This is a genomic window from Parabacteroides distasonis (assembly GCF_004793765.1).
GTDB classification, from domain to species: Bacteria; Bacteroidota; Bacteroidia; order Bacteroidales; family Tannerellaceae; genus Parabacteroides; species Parabacteroides distasonis_A.
This window is the reverse complement of sequence record NZ_SRYM01000005.1, coordinates 87,171-105,755: the sequence shown is the minus strand read 5'-3', so window position 1 is coordinate 105,755 and position 18,585 is coordinate 87,171. Positions and strand designations below refer to the sequence as shown.

The following is an 18,585-nucleotide window of genomic DNA, read 5'->3' as shown; positions in this document are numbered from 1 at the left end:
TTTATAAATGATGAGAAAGTTTTGTCTGTTGCTTATCCTGTCGCTGGCTTTGCCCGCTTTTTGTCTGTTACAAGCGGTAGAACCTCCCAAAAAGGAAATTCGTGCGGTTTGGTTGACTACGGTTTATGGTCTGGATTGGCCTCATAAACCGGCTACTACCGAGGCGGGACGGAAGGCTCAGCAACAGGCATTGCTTGATATATTGGACCGACTTCAAGAAGCGAATTTTAATATGGTTTTCATTCAGGCTCGTTTGAGGGGAGACGTGATTTATCGTTCGGCTATCGAGCCTGTCAGTAAGACATTCTCCGGTAAGTATGGGGTATTACCGGGATATGATCCACTCGCTTTTGTCGTTGATGAATGCCATAAGCGGGGAATGGAATGCCATGCGTGGTTCGTAACTTTCCCGTTGGGAACGGAAAAAAGCGTGAAGGAGCAAGGGAAGCTTTCCGTGGTTAAAAAGAGACCCAAACTCTGCAAACGACATAATGGGGAGTGGTATTTGGATCCCGGCGTACCGGAGACCGCTGATTATATCTTATCTTTAGTTAAGGAGATCGTGAATGGCTACGATATAGATGGCATTCATTTTGATTATATTCGCTATCCGGAAGAAGCGAAAACATTCCCGGATAAAGTGCTGTATAATAAATCCGGTAAGAAAAAGTCTCTGGCAGACTGGCGTAGGGAGAATATCAACTGGATGGTTTACCGTATTTACGATTGGGTGAAGCAAACGAAGCCTTGGGTGCAGGTGAGCAGTTCGCCACTCGGGAAATACAATCGTATTGAGCGGGTACCCAATGCGGGTTGGACCGCATATGAAAGTGTCTTCCAAGATCCGAAGAAATGGATGCAACAGGGTAAGCAAGATATGATTGTTCCGATGATGTATTACCTGCATAAGAATTTCTTTCCTTTCGTGGATAATTGGGTGGATAATTGTAACGGGCGTTTGGTCGTACCCGGTCTGGGAGCTTATCGGATGGACAAGAGCGAGGCGGACTGGGCCGTGAATGATATAACGGACCAGATCGATTATAGCCGTTATTACGGAGGAGCCGGCTGTGCGTTCTTTCGTTGTGGAAATGTCCTGTATAATGACAAGGGACTCTATAAAGAGTTGAGAGACAATTACTATAAATATCCGGCCCAATTGCCTCCGTTGACTTGGCTGAATGATTCGGTACCTGCCGCACCGGAGGGGATCAAAGTGGAACGTTTGGATGATGAGTTGCATTTAACTTGGGAGAAACCTGTTTCGGAAAAGCAGGATTTAACTTATACCGTTTATTATTCATTGACGGATTCGATCAATACGGCTTCGGCAAAATCCATATTAGCTACGACTATTTATGGCAATGAGCTTTTTCTTCCTATCGATGTGGAGTCTGAACGGGGGTACACGTTTTCAGTGACGGCTTCCACCCGTTACCGGATAGAGAGCGAACCTTCTCCGGATACCTATTATTACCTGTCTAAATTTATCAAGTAAAGGGGGGATTTTGATTTCGAGTTTTTTTGCTTATTTTGCGGCATATGACGATTTTCCCTGTTTCTTGTAATTCTTGCTTCCTTGATCTTTTATGGGGGACTGGTACACGGACGGAAAATTTTGCGGGTATCAGCTTTAATATAAGCAGGGATTGACACGTATATACGTATAAGCCCGCACGTATATATGTGTAGGCCTATGCGTATACTGGTGTGGCCCTACGCCTATATACGTGTAGCCCGATGCCTATAGTGGTGTCCGTGAAATTCTTTATCGAAGCGATAGACTGTGATCGCAGCATCAAGAAGATTGGTATGGAAGCGGTTCCAGTAGATAATGGTGCTGGTTGTCCGGTACCTCCGGCGAAAAAAAGTGAGTATACTCACGCTCATTAACATGGAAATTCATAAGAACATCTTATCTTTGCGGATGTTCCGTGAGGGCGGGCCGGAAGTGTCCGCCCTGTTTATGAAATAATTTTTCTACGGAATGCAGCGTTTGTTTAATTATTTACATCCTAATATTGTACAGTCTCCAGAAGGGAGACGTTCAAGGCACGACTGAATGAATGAGCTACAACTGATAGAGGGTTGTCGGAAGGGGGAGAGACGAGCTCAAAAAGAGCTTTATGATGCATATTCCCGAAAAATGATGGGAGTTTGCCTTCGTTATGTCAACGATAGGGAAACGGCTCGTGATTTGTTGCAGGATGGCTTCGTGAAAATCTTTACCAGTATGGAATCCTATGCAGGGAGTGGTTCATTCGAGGGGTGGATGCGGAAGATCTTTGTTAATTGTGCGTTGGAATATCTGCGAAAGTCGGATGTGTTGCGTGAAGCGACTGATCTTGACAATACGGCGGAACTGATTCAACCCGATAGTTCGGCTATCTCGGACATGTCGGCGGCTGAATTGATGAATCTAGTGAAGGAGTTGCCGGTTGGCTTCCGTACCGTATTTAATATGTTTGCGATAGAGGGATATTCTCATAAGGAGATCAGTGAGATGTTGAACATAACAGAGAGTACTTCCCGTTCTCAATATACCCGTGCCAAGCAGTTATTACAACGTAGAATTAACGCATTGTATTGAGATAAGATGAGTGAAAAGGAAAGAGATATATGGGATGACGCAATCCGGTCGAAACTAGATGGTTTCGAGGTGGATACGCTACCCGGCGACTGGGAGGCTATAGCTGATCGATTGCCAGGAAAGGCTCCGGTTCCTTTGCGTCGTACGCTTCGCTACTGGGTTGCCGCTGCCATGATCTCCTTATTGGTAGTGTCGGGGGGTATCTATTTATATGACATGGAGATGGAAGATCTACCTATAGCCCAAGAAATACAGTCTTCACGAGAGTCGATATCCGTGGATACTCTGGTTGTTCCGGGAGAGAAAATGATGGAGCGAGCACCCGTATTAGCGACTATTCCTGCTGCTACGGTCGTGAAGGCAAAAGCGGCATCTGGAGCGGTTAAAGTGGGAGCTAAGGCTAGGATGGCAGCGTTCCGGCAAAATGTAGAGAGTGCAGAGGATCGACCTATTTCTGAGTCGGAGGTAATGTCTGCTGATATACCGGCGAATGAGAAAGATGCCGTTGAACCGGAGGTTGAAAAGAATAATGATGAGATCGTTGTTCTCAAGAATGACGTACTTGTTGTGGATGCAACTCCTGTTTCTAAAAAGAGGTCGGAGAAGACCACATTCAGGAAATGGGGGTTCGGTATGGGAGGTGGAGGTCTTTCTATGGGCGCTGATAATCTGGTCCCTCAGTATGTAACGAATAGCAGCGTGCTTAAGAGTGAGAATCTGCTGAGTTTAAATGCCTTCAATGCGGAGAAGAAAGATCCTGCTAAGACGGATATTCATCATGAGACGCCGATTGGGGTGGGTATCTCAATTAGTCGTTATTTGAATAATCGTTTTTCTTTGCAGACAGGATTAACTTATTCTTACCTAAGATCGGAGTGGAATACGAATAATACATATCATATAGAGAATGACCAGCGATTGCATTTTATTGGAATTCCATTATCTTTGACTTATAAGATTGCGGAATGGAATCGTTTTATGTTTTACGCCTCTGCTGGAGGTATGACAGAAGTGAATGTCGCTGGTAAACGTAGGATGAAATTATTTTCGGATGAGGTTGAGATCGCAAGGCAAAGTGAACATATTCGAATGGAAGAATGGCTATGGTCTGTAAATGCCCGTGCTGGTGTGAGTTATCCGATTATCCGTTTCGTAAGTGCTTTCGCTGAGGTGGGAGCCAGCTATTATTTTGATAATGATAGCGAGATCGAAACGATCCATTCGGAGAAGCCATTTAACATGAGTCTTCAGTTCGGATTTCGTTTTGGTTTTTAATGACTCGATAAACTAATGTAAATACAAATACTTAAAATAGATAAACAGAAAATGAACGTTTTAAAATTAATGGGAGTGGCTGTTGTAGCGGCCTTGTTATTTACTTCTTGCTTGGGTGAAGGTAATAATAGTTTTTCGAATTCCGGTTTTGGTGTGGGGGCTGTGTCTGAAGTATCTTATAAGCCCGTTTTGAATACTGCTTTTGGCGCATTGTATTCGCCTGCGATTACGGTATTGCCAGATGTATGTTATTATGCTTCTTTCGAGGTTGATTTAAATTCGCCGGAGAATGCGAATGCGGTTACTAACGGTTATTATATGGCGACTATCTCAGGGTTGCAGGAGGTTGTAAAAGGAAGTATGGACTTTTATTCAGTAACAGATACTGCTACTTTGTTGAACGGTAAGGAGATGGTGATAACCAATATGACTTCTGGCGGTTATATTGATAAATATTTATTTTTAGGGGTCGCTTACAATGCTCGTAAGGATCAATCCAATCGCTACCGTTTGTTCTGGAATCAATCTACGCTGGAGGATACGGTGACGAAAGAAGATGGAATCTCTACTTACAGTCTTTTCTTGCGTGCGGAGAGAGCAAGTGATGGAAGTGGGTCAACAGAAACTTCTACTTCTGATTTCCAAGCGTTCAAGATTGGTGATGTGTTGGAGTCTGTCATGAAGAAAGAAGGAAATGCGGGTGCGGATAAGTTCAACCTAAAGATCAATTACCTGAGTAGCATCAATGAGAAGGATAGCACGGACTTAACATGGAAGTCTATGAGAATAGAGTGTGCTACGATCAAACCCAACGAGAAGAAATAAGAACTTTCTACTTTGCCCTTATAGAGGCTCCCAAAAGTTTTTCATAGAAACTTTTGGGAGTTTTTTTTATGTATATGGGTAAAGATCGTATCTTTGTATACTTTAAGAGGAGTATTGTGAAATGAGATACAAGAATTTAATAGTTTTTGTCTTGGTGGCGGTTATCATGAGTCTGTTTACTTCTTGCCTGAAAGACATAAATAACGTATATAATCCGGGAACGACCGCCGCTGTGGTCCGTCAACATGGAGATAGTGCGTTAATGATGGCTGATACCCGGTTCGGTTGGATCTATGCGACAAAGTTGAGTTCATACTCGGAAGGTAAATGTTTGTTGGTGAACTTTGATTACGATCCGAGCTTGCCAGAGAATACGGATGCGGAACAGAAGGGGTATTTTACAGTGACGTTGAAAGGAGAAACCGCAGTTTCTCAGCAAAATGCGGAGAAACCACTTACAGATACGCTTGCATTGTTGACAAATGAGCAACCAGTGCTTGCGGTTAATCCGAATGATTCTGTTTTGTTCGTTAAATTAGAAGACTATTTATTTCTGCCCTCTGTTTGTTGGACAACGGAAGGTCGGACCTTGAATTGGCAGTTGACTTATGACCCGGATCAAAAGGCTACTGTTGAAAATCGGAAATCCATTTATTCCTTATATTTACGGGCTGCTGCTACGACCGGTAAGCCGGAGGACAAGGCTGAAGAGGCTATTGCGGTTATCAATGCCTTTAATTTGGCGAACTTTATCAAGGATATGCGAGAACAAGGTGAACGTGATGCGGATATGTATGTTCGGATTCATTATATCGATCGAATTAATCCGAAAGATAGTACCCTGTTCGGATGGGGAGTAACAGATCCTTTACTTATAAACTAAAGAAGATGAAAAAGCGAATTTTATGCGGCTTATTTTTATCCTTGTTTTTATTAATGACCTCTTGTATGGGAGATGGAAGTAATTCCATCAATTATCATCGGGTAGGAGTGATACGTGAGAATCCTGTGCGGTGTATCTATACGGCGGATGATCAAGGGAATATCTTTATAGTCTCTTCCTCTGAGTTTGAGAACCGGACGGATTTGAAAGATGGTGACTGTTGCGTGGTTGATTTCAAGACAAATTTTAGCGAGGAATTGGGTAATGGTGTTTACAATGCTGAGATTTATAAGTATGATTCGGTCGCAGTATGGCCTTTGCATGAGACACTGACTGATACGGCGATTGTATTGGATAAGGAGCGTCTGGTTACGCTGGACTTTAAGAAAAGTATTTATTTGGAGGGACGTTTCTTCTTGCAAACCCAGCATGTAAATCATCAGGTAGATCAGAAGGATATTTTCAATTTATCCTATGACCCGGATCAGAACGTAGAAGAAGACAGTACCGGACAACGGATCTATAACCTATATCTCCGGGTAACCCAAGAGGGGGGTACCGGCGATTCCACTAAATGGATCAATACGACCGCTTTTACGATAGATAAGTTTTTGGATCAAGCCAAAGCGCTCGAGAGCAGTGAGGGACAAAATGCGATAAATTTTAAAATAAATTATGTCGAACGCTATAATGCGGATACAACCGCATGCGTTTGGGGGGCTACCGACGTATTTACGTTGCGTTTTACGAATTAAATATATACTTTTGCTATCTAAAAGTAAACAGAGATGTATAAGGAGATATTCAGGTGGGTAATCGCTATCATCTCACAGCCGGTTAAGGCGTGGGGAGTGTTGGCGAAAAAGGAGGTGAATCATGAGGAGTTCTTATCTCGATTTGTGTATCCGTTGATCGGCTTCGTTTCCGTTGCGGCTTTTTTGGGCGTATTATTTACGCGGAAGGAGTTTGATTTAGAGCTGGCCTTGAAGTCGTCTATCCGGACATTGGTGTCCTCGTTTGGTGGTTTTTACCTCGGGGCTTATCTGATGAACGAGATATGGCAAGGTCTATTTAAACGGGAGAAGGATTTGAAACTGTGGTTGCGCTTTATAGGGTATTCCTCGTCGTTGATGTTCGCTTTGAATATCGTGTTGATGTTGCTTCCTGAGTTTTTCTTCTTGCGGATATTTATCCTTTATACATTTTATATTGTTTGGGAAGGCGCTGGTCCGTATATGGGAGTCGAGGAGAAGATCCGCTTGAAGTTCGTAGGATTTACAACCGCCATAATATTACTGACTCCGGCAGTTATCGAGATTTTGTTATCGATGCTGATGCCCGGTTTGAGTTTTTGACAGAATAACACAAGATGAAAGAGAAGATTAGTAATAACATACAGATAAAGAATAAGCGGGCGACGTTCGATTACGAGTTGCTCGATACATTTACGGCCGGGATCGTACTGACCGGAACGGAGATTAAATCGATTCGTTTAGGGAAGGCGAGTTTGGTAGATACGTTTTGTATCGTGGAAAAAGGGGAACTGTGGGTGAAGAATATGTACATCGCCGAATATTTTTACGGTACGTACAATAATCACAACGCACGGCGGGATCGGAAATTACTTCTTACCAAAAAGGAATTACGGAAGATCGAGGGTGCGGTTCGCGCCAGTGGTTTTACGATTGTTCCCACTCGTTTGTTTATCAATGAGAAAGGATTGGCGAAAGTAGTTGTCGCAATCGCACGAGGTAAAAAAGAATATGATAAGCGAGACTCCATCCGGGAACGTGACGACCGACGGGAGATGGATCGGGCTTTCAAACGATAAGTCAAGATGGAAACAGGGCAAGGCGTGATCGGTAGAGTTTGGGGATGTATCCTGAAAGCTCTGCCTAAAGCAGGCAAGACGTGCTTATGGCTGCTAAAGATTATTTTGCCTATTTCTTTATTGGTTCGTATACTGCAATATTCCGGAATATTAGGTCAGATCTCGGATTGGTTAGTGCCCGTATTCTCGTTGGTAGGTCTGCCGGGGGAGACAGCCATTATTTTTATAACCAGTATATTCTCCCCATTATATGCCCCGATCGCTTTGATCACTTCGATGTCTTTAGGAGTCCGTGAAGCTACGATATTGGCATTGATGTGCCTTACTTCCCATAATCTGATGGTAGAATCCTCCGTACAGGCAAAGACCGGGTCTTCTTTCTGGGAGATGACGCTGCTCCGTTTAGTCATGAGCTTCGTGATCGCTTTTTCTTTGAATTGGGTAATGCCCCATGAAGGATGGGGACAGGTCGGGATCGCTCAAAGCGCGGCCGTATGTGATAATTGGCTGGAAGTATTCGTGCTTTGGTTTACCAGTTCGATGAAGGTGGTGATTTCTATTTTGATAATTGTTACAGCTTTAATGATCCTTCATTATATATTGGAAGAGTTTAATCTGATGAAAGGATTGTCCTCGGTCTTTTTTCCGCTGATGCGATTATTTGGCTTGCCTCAAGATGCCGCTTTTTTGTGGTTGGTGGGTAATGTGGTCGGACTGGCTTATGGCGGGGCTATTATGGTAGAGCAAATGGAGCAGAGGAAGTTGTCTTACGGTGATGGCAACTTGTTGAATCATCATTTGGCTGTGTGTCATTCCCTGTTGGAGGATACGATCATCTTTGCGGCGATAGGGGTGCCTGTTCTTTGGATGATACCTTCCCGTTTGTTTTTTGCCATTGCCGTGGTATGGATCCTCCGGGGATATAGTTATATGTACGCAAGAAAGGTAAAACATATTTATGAATAAGGAACGATTTCTGCGACTCTTGAAGGAGCGCATTTTGATCTTGGATGGTGGTATGGGTACCATGATTCAAAGTTTCAAACTAAACGAACAAGATTACCGAGGCGAACGTTTCGCCGATTTTCCGGGACAGTTGAAGGGGAACAATGATTTATTGTGTATCACCCGCCCGGATGTAATCCAGTCTATTCATCGTCAGTATTTGGATGCGGGAGCGGATATCTTCGCTACGAATACGTTTAACGCGAATGCTATTTCCATGGCAGATTATGCGATGGAGGCCTATGTACGTGAGATAAATCTGGCCGCCGGACGATTGTCGAGGGAAGTGGCGGATACCTATATGGCAGAGCATCCGGATCGTACGATCTTCGTGGCCGGATCGATCGGTCCTACCAATAAGACAGCTTCCATGAGTCCGGATGTAAGCGATCCCGCTTATCGTGCCGTCACTTATAAAGATTTGTATAATGCCTACAAGGAGCAAGTCGAGGGACTTGTTGACGGCGGGGTGGATATCATCCTTTTCGAGACTACATTCGATACGTTGAACGTGAAAGCGGGATTGGAAGCGGCCGAGGTCGTGTTGAAAGAGAAAGGAAAAGACCTACCGATCATGTTGTCTTTGACTTTGTCGGCGCAAGGCGGACGAACATTTTCCGGACAGACTTTATTGGCCTTCTTGGCTTCCATACAGCATACACATATTGTTTCGGTTGGCTTAAACTGCTCTTTCGGAGCGGCGGATATGAAGCCCTATTTACAAGAGTTGGCGAAGTATGCCCCCTATTATATCAGCGCTTATCCGAACGCCGGATTGCCGAATAGTTTTGGTACCTATGACGAGACGCCGGATAAAATGGCCCAACATGTGAAGCCTTTTGTGGAAGAGGGATTAGTGAACATTATCGGAGGCTGTTGCGGAACGACTCCGGCGCATATCTCCCGGTATCCGGAGTTGGTGAAAGGAGTTAAACCGCATATCCCGGCTCCGAAACCGGATTGCCTGTGGCTGTCGGGCTTGGAACTGCTGGAGGTGAAACCGGAGAATAATTTCGTGAACGTGGGAGAGCGTTGTAATGTGGCCGGTTCTCGGAAATTCTTACGCTTGATAAAAGAAGGCAGTTATGAGGAAGCGTTGACGATCGCTCGTAAGCAAGTGGAGGATGGCGCCCAAGTGATCGATATCAATATGGACGATGGTATGTTGGATGCCGTGAAAGAAATGAAGACATTCTTAAACTTGATCGCCTCCGAACCGGATATTGCCCGTGTACCCGTCATGATCGATTCTTCCAAATGGGAAGTGATCGAGGAAGGCTTGATGTGCGTGCAAGGAAAGAGCATCGTGAATTCCATCTCCTTGAAAGAAGGAGAGGAGGTCTTCCTTAAACATGCCGCCCGTATAAAGCGGCTGGGTGCGGCTGCGGTCGTGATGGCTTTCGACGAGAAAGGACAGGCGGATACCTATGAAAGAAAGATCGAGATTTGTGAACGGGCCTATCGCCTATTGACCGAGAAGATCGATTTCAATCCCCAAGATATTATTTTTGACCCGAACGTATTGGCGATCGCTACCGGTATGGAGGAACATAATGGCTATGGTCTGGCGTTTATCCGTGCCGTTGAATGGATCAAGAAGAACTTGCCGGGTGCGAAGGTGAGTGGTGGTGTAAGTAATTTATCTTTCTCTTTCCGAGGGAACAATCATGTACGCGAGGCTATGCATTCCGTATTTCTATATCATGCGATTGGGAAGGGGATGGATATGGGTATCGTGAATCCGTCTACCTCCGTACTTTATGAGGATATAGAGCCGGAGTTCCGTACCTTGTTGGAAGACGTGATCTTGGCACGCCGTCCGGAAGCTGCCGAGGAGTTAATTACTTATGCTCAAAATTTACATGTACAAACTTCCGGAGAAACTCCGGAGAAGCATGAGGCTTGGCGTGAGCTTTCATTGAAGGAGCGTTTGGAACATGCCTTAATCAAAGGGATCGGAGACTATTTGGAGGATGATTTACAAGAAGCCTTGCGGATTTATCCGCATGCCGTGGATATAATTGACGGCCCGTTAATGAGCGGAATGAATAAGGTCGGCGAGTTATTCGGTGCCGGAAAGATGTTTCTCCCTCAAGTCGTGAAGACCGCACGTACGATGAAAAAAGCCGTGGCTATTTTGCAACCCGCTATTGAGGCTGAAAAGAAAGCCTCCGGTTCCGCAAAGGCCGGTAAGGTGATTTTCGCTACGGTAAAAGGGGATGTACATGATATCGGCAAGAATATCGTCTCTATCGTATTGTCTTGTAATAATTATGAGGTGATTGATTTGGGGGTAATGGTTCCTGCGGATGTGATCATAAAGAAAGCGATCGAGGAGAAACCGGATCTGGTTTGCTTATCCGGCTTGATAACCCCTTCTTTAGAAGAGATGGCGCATGTCGCGGACGAGATGCAAAAAGCGGGACTTACGATTCCTATGATGGTGGGTGGTGCTACAACCTCCAAATTGCATACGGCGGTGAAGATCGCTCCGCATTACGATTATCCGGTGATCCATGTGTTGGATGCCTCACAGAATCCGTTGATCGCCGCCAAACTATTGAATCTGGATACTCGTGATGCTTATATCAGTGAGTTGGAACAAGAACAAGAAGCCTTGCGTGCCTCTTTAGGGCAGAAGAAAGAGACCTTGGTTTCTCTTTCAGAGGCTCGTCAGCATCCGATTGAAATAGATTGGACCGGGTATACACCGGTTGTTCCGGCCCGGATGGGGGTACATGTTATCCCTTATATCCCCTTGGAAGAAGTGATTCCTTATATCCACTGGACCTTCTTTTTTAGCGCATGGAAATTGAATGGGGAAAAGGATCGTGCGAAAGCCGCCGAGGCGATGCAATTGCATAAGGACGCTGTCCGGCTTTTAGACCGTTTGGTCGCAAGGAAGGTTGAGTATTGTAAAGCGATTTACGGATTTTTCCCAGCGAATAGCGAAGGGGATACGATCCGGATGGGAAATACTGTTCTTCCTTTATTACGGCAGCAAGCGAAAAAGGAGGAAAGTATCTACAAATGTCTTTCCGATTATGTATTGCCGGTTTCTGAAGGACGGACCGACTATGTGGGAGCCTTTGTGGTTACGGCAGGAGCCGGTGCGGATGAATTGAAGGATGAATTCGAGCGAGAAGGCGATACCTATAATTCAATGTTGCTGCAAACCTTGACCGATCGCCTAGCGGAAGCTACAGCCGAATATCTTCATGAGAAAGTACGTAAAGAATATTGGGGATATGCTAAAGACGAATCCTTGTCTATCCCGGATCTTTACAAGGTGAAATACCAAGGAATCCGTCCGGCTATCGGTTACCCTTCTCTACCGGATCAATTATTGAATTTCACATTGGATGGATTGCTCGATATGTCGCGAATTGGTGTTTCGTTAACCGAGAATGGTGCCATGTATCCTACAGCTTCGGTTAGTGGGATTTATATTGCCCATCCCTCTTCTCAATATTTCATGATCGGTTCTATCGATGAGGAGCAGATGAGAGATTATGCGAGCCGCCGGAATTTAACGGAGGAACAAGCCCGAAAGTTGTTGAGTAAGAATATAGGATAATTTATTAACATCACTGCAACCCGGGTTGCAGTGATGCTGCAACGCCAGTGCAGTAATACTGCAACACCTATTGCAGTAACACTGCATAGGTATTGCAGTAAAAAACAATCAATACGATCTATCTGCCATAGTAATGCTTGGCGGAAGGAACCATGATAACGTTCAATTCCGGATCAGCCATGTCTGGATCGATCGGGAACATCGGTCTCACGATATTCTTATAGGGAAGCTTCTTGAAGTCCTGATCCACACCTCCTCGTGTAAAAGCCATCACCCAATCCGCTTGTATATTGTACCATTGGGTTACAAGGTAACCTTGTTTAACCATTACGATATCCATTTCCTTCGGATCGATTCCTGAACCCTCTAGGTTTGGAGTGGGAGACGATGTGCCTACTACCACATAAACGCTTCCGGTCTTTACGATAGCGATATCCCTTTTCCGTCTCCATGATTCTGCGTTCTTGTCTTCTTCCGGGCTGACATAAACCACGGTACCCGACAATTTCACGGGACCTTCGTAGGAATTATCGACCATGGCACCTACCATGCCTTCTACGTGTCCGCCTACGCCGACCTTACGTGCCTGCTTAACCACTTCTTCTCCCGGGATGGAGCAATAAAGAACGCTCTTTCCCTTATCAGTCTGGAATTCCGGACGCTTCAAGAGTCTCGCCAAAGTCCAAGTGACCTCGCCTGAGCCGCCTCCGCCGGGATTATCTCCCATATCACTGATAAAGAAAGGCTTCTTTTTGCTTGCTACTGCCAAATCGATACATTTCTCGAGCGAATATCCCGGAGCTTCCAGCGAGAACTGCTTACGGACATCCCAGAATTTCTGGGCGAGTTTCTTCGCCCCGGCTTTAACCTGTTCCTCATCGTCACCGTAAACCATCACGGTTCCTTGGTTCCGTGGGTTGTCTCCCCAAACATAACCGATCCAGATCCCTGCGTCTATCACTCCGGGCATGGCTTCAACCTCGGGAACCAATGCGTACAGCGATTTCGCAGGCTCGACGCGGGTACTCGACCATTCGCCGGATACTAGGACAGGAACAGCAACCCATGCCTTGTATGCCGGACGTCCTTTCCCCGACTCAAGACGTTCCAACAAATTGACGACCCCTCGCCGATGCGATTCGCGAGAATCCGCATGCGGTGCTTGACGATAAGTCGTAATCAAATCGGAGTTGAGAGCTACCAACCAAGACGTATTTCCGTGAAGGTCCATCGTGGTGGTAGTCAAGACATCGTTTCCGATCAAGCTACGCACCTTCTCCATGAATTCGCCCTCGGGATCGGCTACGCCTTCCACGCTACAAGCTCCGTGGTTATAAAACCAGAAGGCGTCATATGGCATATTGGCCTTGATCATCTCCAATGTTTTTTCCACAAACGCGTCGTACGATTCTTTTGTCACGGGGCCTCTTCCACCGCCATAGCCAATCTGCGTGGGAAGCCAAGTGGCCGCCTGTCCCATTGCGGAGTCTGGGCTGAGATAGTCTGGCATTCTTACGGGGTGTCCTACGAGCGGCTGCCTATTCGGGACGAACACGCTGTTTTCTATCTGTATACCGGCAATACCGATACGCGGTTTTTTCTTCTGTCCAAAGGCCTCTCCAACGAACGATACGCCCAAAAGACAGATTCCGAGCAATAATAAATTCCTTTTCATGCTATTTCCTTTCTTTAAGATTAACAATATCTATTTTCTTTATGCAATATTCGTGAATTTATTCCATATCTGCAAATAAGACTGGTAATTTTATAGCTATATGGGTTTGTACATATACACTAAAATAAACTGCAATTGGATAATTTATTTATCCTAAAACAACGTGGGCTAAAAAGTATATGATATCTTTGCCTCCCTATGGTAAAGCTTGAATATTTAAAAAAGATACGTGTTCGTTGGATTATATTGCTGATCCTTCTTTCCTTTGTATGGATCGTGATGGGGAATCCCGGATTAGGCGAATGGTATTCCCGTTCGATTTATTCATGGGTATCGAGTATGTTATCTCGTTTCTCCTGCTTGTTCCCTTTTTCAGTAGGGGATTGTTTTATTTATGGTAGCATCGCCGGTTTATTAGGGTATCTGTCTTTTGTGATTATAAAGAAACGGAGGCTCGGGAGGGCGTTCAGGCATATCGTGGAATATTTGGCTTGGGTGTATGTCTGGTTTTATATCGCTTGGGGATTGAATTATTTCCGGGAAGATTTTTTCACTCGTACGCAAACAACTTATGTACCCTTTTCCTCGGAACGTTTCCTGTCTTTCTTGGAGGCTTACACTGATTCCTTGAATGCCTCATGGGTCCTGATAGAGACGATCGATCGTGAGGTTGTGAAAGAAACGGTGCTGGAAAGGTATCGGGAATTGCCGGCTCGTTTCGGCCTTACCACTCCCGGAACCTATCTTCATCCTAAAACGATGCTGTTTTCCCGGTTGATGAGTGGAGTTGGGGTGATGGGGTATATGGGGCCGTTTTTCACGGAGTTCAATTTGAACAGCCAGCTCTTACCCGTGCAATACCCCGCCACCTATGCCCATGAGATGGCCCATGTGCTTGGTATATCCAACGAGGCCGAGGCTAATCTATACGGTTATTTAATCTGTACGGGATCTTCTGTACCGGAAATCCGGTTCTCAGGCTACTTCTCTTTGTTGCCTTATGTGTTGAGCAATGCGTATGTGGCTTTGGATAAGGACGCTTTTGAGGCATGGAAGAAAAGATTACGCCCCGAGATCAAAGACTTGTATAACGAGAAGGTCGCCTATTGGCAATCCCTATACAACCCGTTGATCGGTGAGGCGCAAGACATGGTTTATAATCTTTTCTTGAAAAGTAATAAGATACCTGCCGGAACCGCTAATTATTCGGAGGTGATCGCCTTATTGATCGCTTTGGAAGGGAAATGATTGTTTCATACAGAGGAAACCAGCGTTTCCTTTAATGAAAATTCCATATTGCCTAATTCGAAAGAAATCACTAACTTTGCGGCAATTTTTTAGAAGCAAGATAAATACATCGCGATATGAGTAAGAAATTTACCGAATATTCTAAGTTTGACTTGTCGAACGTAAATAAAGAGGTGCTGAAGAAATGGAAGGATGGAGACATCTTCCATAAGAGTCTTGAAACGAGAGAGGGACATCCTACATTCGTATTCTACGAGGGTCCTCCATCCGCAAACGGTATGCCGGGTATTCACCATGTTATCGCCCGTTCGATTAAGGATATTTTCTGCCGCTATAAAACCATGAAGGGATTCTTGGTGAATCGTAAGGCGGGTTGGGATACACACGGTCTGCCTGTCGAGTTAGGCGTGGAGAAGGCTTTGGGCATCACGAAAGAAGATATCGGTAAGAAGATTTCTGTCGCTGAATATAATGCGGCTTGCCGTAAAGACGTGATGAAGTTCACGAAAGAGTGGGAGGATCTGACGCAGAAGATGGGTTATTGGGTGGATATGGAGAATCCGTATATCACGTATGATAACCGCTATATCGAGACCTTGTGGTATTTATTGAAAGAACTTTATAAGAAAGGTCTTTTATATAAAGGCTATACGATCCAACCGTATTCTCCCGCCGCGGGTACGGGCTTGAGCACGCACGAGTTGAACCAACCGGGTTGCTACCGTGACGTGAAGGATACGACTTGTACGGCACAGTTCCATATATTGGACCCGAAACCGGAGATGGCACAATTCGGCGATCCTTATTTCTTGGCATGGACAACGACTCCTTGGACGTTGCCTTCCAATACGGCGCTTTGCGTAGGCCCGAATATTACTTATCTGGCTGTACAGACTTATAATCCTTACACGGGTATCCCGATGACTGCTGTTATAGCGAAAGATTTATTGTCTGCTTATTTCAATCCGAAAGCAGCGGAGCTTTCTTTGTCTGATTACAAGCCGGGTGATAAGCTGGTTCCTTTCAGCGTAGTAGGTGAGTGGAAGGGTTCCGAGTTGGCCGGTATGAAGTATGAGCAATTGATCCCATGGGTAAATCCGGGTGAAGGTGCTTTCCGTGTGATCACGGGTGATTTCGTTACGACAGAGGATGGTACGGGTATCGTACATATTGCGCCAACGTTTGGTGCGGACGATAACCGTGTGGCGAAAACATTCGGGGTCCCTCCTTTGATGATGCAGGATAAGGATGGAAATATGCGCCCTATGGTGGATATGACTGGTAAGTTCTATAAGCTGGAAGACTTGGCTCCGGAGTTTGTGCAAAATTGTATGAACGCCTCTGATTATGATCCATGGCAAGGTAAATTCGTGAAGAACGCCTACGATGATACGAAGACGGATAAAGATGAGACTTTGGATATTGAGATCTGTATGATGCTGAAGGCCCAGAACCGGGTGTTCAAGATCGAGAAGCATGTCCATAATTACCCGCATTGCTGGCGTACTGATAAACCGGTATTGTATTATCCGTTGGATAGTTGGTTTATTCGTACGACCGCTTGCCGTGAGCGCATGATCGAGTTGAACAATACGATCAACTGGAAACCGCAGAGCACGGGTACGGGACGTTTCGGCAAATGGCTGGAGAACTTGCAAGACTGGAACTTGAGTCGTAGTCGTTATTGGGGTACTCCGTTACCTATCTGGCGTACGGAAGACGGTAGCGAGGAGAAGTGCATTGGTTCTGTGGTAGAGTTGTTTGGTGAGATCGAGAAATCCGTGAAGGCCGGCTTTATGGAGTCTAACCCTTACAAGGATTTCGCTCCGGGTGATTATACGAAGGAGAACTACGAGAAGATCGATTTGCACCGTCCGTATGTAGATGATATTATCTTGGTTTCCGCTTCCGGCAAGCCGATGAAGCGTGAGACGGACTTGATCGACGTATGGTTTGATTCCGGTGCTATGCCTTATGCCCAAATCCACTATCCGTTCGAGAACTTGAAGGAGTTCGATAATCGTCAGATCTATCCGGCGGACTTTATCGCTGAGGGTGTTGACCAGACACGCGGTTGGTTCTTTACCTTGCACGCTCTGGGCACCATGATCTTTGATAGTGTGGCTTACAAGGCTGTCGTGTCTAACGGTTTGGTATTGGATAAGAACGGAAACAAGATGTCCAAGCGTTTGGGTAACGCCGTAGATCCATTCTCTACGATCGAGAAATATGGTTCCGATCCGTTGCGTTGGTACATGATCACGAACGCTTCACCATGGGATAATATTAAGTTTGATATCGATGGTGTCGAGGAAGTTCGCCGTAAGTTCTTCGGTACATTATATAATACATATTCATTCTTCGCATTGTATGCGAACGTGGATGGCTTCGATTACTCCGATCCGGATGTGGAATGGAGTAAGCGTCCGGAGATCGATCGTTGGATCCTTTCTTTGTTGAACAGTTTGGTGAAGGATGTGGATGACTACTTAGAGGCTTATGAGCCGACTCGCGCTGGACGTGCTATCTCGGATTTCGTAAATGATAACTTGAGTAACTGGTATGTGCGCTTGAACCGTCGTCGTTTCTGGGGTGGTGGCATGACAGAGGATAAGTTGTCTGCTTACCAGACTTTATATACTTGCTTGGAAACAGTGGCTAAGTTGATGGCTCCGATCGCTCCGTTCTATGCCGATCAGCTATTCTTGGATTTGATCGCTGTTACGGGGCGTGAGAACGTTGAGTCTGTACATTTGTCCGATTTCCCGGTTTACGACGAGTCTAAGATCGACAAGAATCTGGAAGAGCGTATGCAAATGGCTCAGGATGTTTCTTCTATGGTATTGGCTCTTCGCCGTAAGGTGAATATCAAGGTTCGCCAGCCGTTACAGACTATAATGGTTCCGGTCGTAGACGCTCATCAACAAGAGAGTATCGAAGCCGTGAAGAACCTGATCTTGAACGAGGTGAACGTGAAGGAGCTGAAGTTTGTGGATAATACGGCAGGTATCTTGGTGAAAAAGATCAAACCGGACTTTAAGAAGTTGGGTCCGCGCTACGGAAAGATCATGAAGGCGTTGGCCGCCACGATCCAAACGATGAGCCAAGAGGATATCAACGCTTTCGAGAAAGCTGGGACGTTTACCTTGACTGTAGATGGACAGGAGGCTGTTTTAGAGCGTACGGATGTAGAGATCATCTCTGAGGATATCCCGGGTTGGTTGGTTGCTAATGAAGGTCGCTTGACAGTCGCTTTGGATATTACCGTAACCAAGGACTTGCGTAAAGAGGGTTTGGCCCGTGAATTGGTGAATCGTATCCAGAACTTGCGTAAGAGCAGCGGTTTCGATATAACGGATAAGATACATGTATTTATGCTTTCTTGCGAGGAGATGGATGAGGCGATCCATGATTATAAGGATTATATCGCTAACCAAGTATTGGCGGAATCGATCGAAATCATGGATAATGCGATTAGCGATGCCACGGAACTCGATTTCGAGGACTTTAAACTGTCCGTAAAGATTGAGAAAGCTTAAAAATGGAATAGCATTTGTTGCGGAAGAATTAGGAATGAAATATAGGAAAATCGATAATTATATTATCTTTGCATGCAAAGAAGAAATACTATGATTTTATATTCATTCTTAATTCTTTTTTTGATTGATATTTGAAC

The 18,585-nt window shown here is 45.2% G+C and carries 14 protein-coding genes; 13 read left to right on the top strand and 1 reads right to left on the bottom strand.

The annotated features are described in order from the left end of the window. The first annotated feature begins 10 nt into the window (after positions 1-10). From E5342_RS03025 to metH, 11 genes are all read left to right on the top strand, one after another. Entirely contained in the window at positions 11-1,498 is a 1,488-nt protein-coding gene (locus E5342_RS03025) for a glycoside hydrolase family 10 protein (RefSeq protein WP_121736380.1), read from the top strand. A 242-nt stretch (positions 1,499-1,740) separates the two neighbouring features. Continuing rightward, positions 1,741-1,893, top strand: a complete 153-nt coding sequence (locus E5342_RS20265; RefSeq protein WP_409072538.1) for a hypothetical protein — start codon at positions 1,741-1,743, stop codon at positions 1,891-1,893. Positions 1,894-2,062: 169 nt separating this feature from the next. Next, on the top strand, positions 2,063-2,590 hold the full coding sequence (locus tag E5342_RS03015) for an RNA polymerase sigma factor (protein WP_121736335.1): 528 nt from the start codon (positions 2,063-2,065) through the stop codon (positions 2,588-2,590). Positions 2,591-2,596: 6 nt separating this feature from the next. Next, a complete protein-coding gene (locus E5342_RS03010; RefSeq protein WP_135958801.1) occupies positions 2,597-3,865 on the top strand; it encodes a porin family protein in 1,269 nt (422 codons plus the stop codon). Positions 3,866-3,916: 51 nt separating this feature from the next. Then, a complete protein-coding gene (locus E5342_RS03005; RefSeq protein ID WP_135958800.1) occupies positions 3,917-4,690 on the top strand; it encodes a hypothetical protein in 774 nt (257 codons plus the stop codon). A 121-nt stretch (positions 4,691-4,811) separates the two neighbouring features. Next, positions 4,812-5,573: a hypothetical protein gene (locus tag E5342_RS03000; RefSeq protein ID WP_135958799.1), complete on the top strand. Its 762-nt coding sequence runs from the start codon at positions 4,812-4,814 to the stop codon at positions 5,571-5,573. A 5-nt stretch (positions 5,574-5,578) separates the two neighbouring features. Next, positions 5,579-6,328 (top strand): hypothetical protein, encoded by a 750-nt coding sequence (locus tag E5342_RS02995; protein ID WP_121736332.1) that lies wholly within the window; start codon positions 5,579-5,581, stop codon positions 6,326-6,328. Positions 6,329-6,361: 33 nt separating this feature from the next. Then, a complete protein-coding gene (locus tag E5342_RS02990; protein ID WP_135958798.1) occupies positions 6,362-6,928 on the top strand; it encodes a YIP1 family protein in 567 nt (188 codons plus the stop codon). A 14-nt stretch (positions 6,929-6,942) separates the two neighbouring features. Further along, entirely contained in the window at positions 6,943-7,404 is a 462-nt protein-coding gene (smpB, locus tag E5342_RS02985) for an SsrA-binding protein SmpB (protein WP_005855460.1), read from the top strand. A gap of 6 nt (positions 7,405-7,410) precedes the next feature. Continuing rightward, positions 7,411-8,370, top strand: a complete 960-nt coding sequence (locus E5342_RS02980; RefSeq protein WP_121736330.1) for a nucleoside recognition domain-containing protein — start codon at positions 7,411-7,413, stop codon at positions 8,368-8,370. Next, a complete protein-coding gene (metH, locus tag E5342_RS02975) occupies positions 8,363-11,986 on the top strand; it encodes a methionine synthase (protein ID WP_135958797.1) in 3,624 nt (1,207 codons plus the stop codon). The genes E5342_RS02980 and metH overlap by 8 nt, the downstream gene beginning before the upstream one ends. A 118-nt stretch (positions 11,987-12,104) precedes the next feature. Here metH and E5342_RS02970 read toward each other — a convergent pair whose 3' ends face one another. Beyond that, positions 12,105-13,661 (bottom strand): M81 family metallopeptidase, encoded by a 1,557-nt coding sequence (locus tag E5342_RS02970; protein WP_135958796.1) that lies wholly within the window; start codon positions 13,659-13,661, stop codon positions 12,105-12,107. Positions 13,662-13,859: 198 nt separating this feature from the next. Here E5342_RS02970 and E5342_RS02965 point away from each other — a divergent pair, with 198 nt between their 5' ends. Both E5342_RS02965 and ileS read left to right on the top strand, forming a co-directional pair. Next, a complete protein-coding gene (locus E5342_RS02965) occupies positions 13,860-14,909 on the top strand; it encodes a DUF3810 domain-containing protein (RefSeq protein ID WP_135958795.1) in 1,050 nt (349 codons plus the stop codon). Between the two features lie 116 nt (positions 14,910-15,025). Then, on the top strand, positions 15,026-18,448 hold the full coding sequence (gene ileS, locus E5342_RS02960) for an isoleucine--tRNA ligase (RefSeq protein WP_135958794.1): 3,423 nt from the start codon (positions 15,026-15,028) through the stop codon (positions 18,446-18,448). Positions 18,449-18,585: the final 137 nt, after the last annotated feature.

What these genes read in the sequence shown, in the direction of transcription:
- E5342_RS03025 (WP_121736380.1), top strand. Translation starts at nt 11, where the DNA reads ATGAGAAAGTTTTGTCTGTTGCTTATCCTGTCGCTGGCTTTGCCCGCT.
- E5342_RS20265 (WP_409072538.1), top strand. Translation starts at nt 1,741, where the DNA reads ATGCCTATAGTGGTGTCCGTGAAATTCTTTATCGAAGCGATAGACTGT.
- E5342_RS03015 (WP_121736335.1), top strand. Translation starts at nt 2,063, where the DNA reads ATGAATGAGCTACAACTGATAGAGGGTTGTCGGAAGGGGGAGAGACGA.
- E5342_RS03010 (WP_135958801.1), top strand. Translation starts at nt 2,597, where the DNA reads ATGAGTGAAAAGGAAAGAGATATATGGGATGACGCAATCCGGTCGAAA.
- E5342_RS03005 (WP_135958800.1), top strand. Translation starts at nt 3,917, where the DNA reads ATGAACGTTTTAAAATTAATGGGAGTGGCTGTTGTAGCGGCCTTGTTA.
- E5342_RS03000 (WP_135958799.1), top strand. Translation starts at nt 4,812, where the DNA reads ATGAGATACAAGAATTTAATAGTTTTTGTCTTGGTGGCGGTTATCATG.
- E5342_RS02995 (WP_121736332.1), top strand. Translation starts at nt 5,579, where the DNA reads ATGAAAAAGCGAATTTTATGCGGCTTATTTTTATCCTTGTTTTTATTA.
- E5342_RS02990 (WP_135958798.1), top strand. Translation starts at nt 6,362, where the DNA reads ATGTATAAGGAGATATTCAGGTGGGTAATCGCTATCATCTCACAGCCG.
- smpB (WP_005855460.1), top strand. Translation starts at nt 6,943, where the DNA reads ATGAAAGAGAAGATTAGTAATAACATACAGATAAAGAATAAGCGGGCG.
- E5342_RS02980 (WP_121736330.1), top strand. Translation starts at nt 7,411, where the DNA reads ATGGAAACAGGGCAAGGCGTGATCGGTAGAGTTTGGGGATGTATCCTG.
- metH (WP_135958797.1), top strand. Translation starts at nt 8,363, where the DNA reads ATGAATAAGGAACGATTTCTGCGACTCTTGAAGGAGCGCATTTTGATC.
- E5342_RS02970 (WP_135958796.1), bottom strand. Translation starts at nt 13,661, where the DNA reads ATGAAAAGGAATTTATTATTGCTCGGAATCTGTCTTTTGGGCGTATCG.
- E5342_RS02965 (WP_135958795.1), top strand. Translation starts at nt 13,860, where the DNA reads ATGGTAAAGCTTGAATATTTAAAAAAGATACGTGTTCGTTGGATTATA.
- ileS (WP_135958794.1), top strand. Translation starts at nt 15,026, where the DNA reads ATGAGTAAGAAATTTACCGAATATTCTAAGTTTGACTTGTCGAACGTA.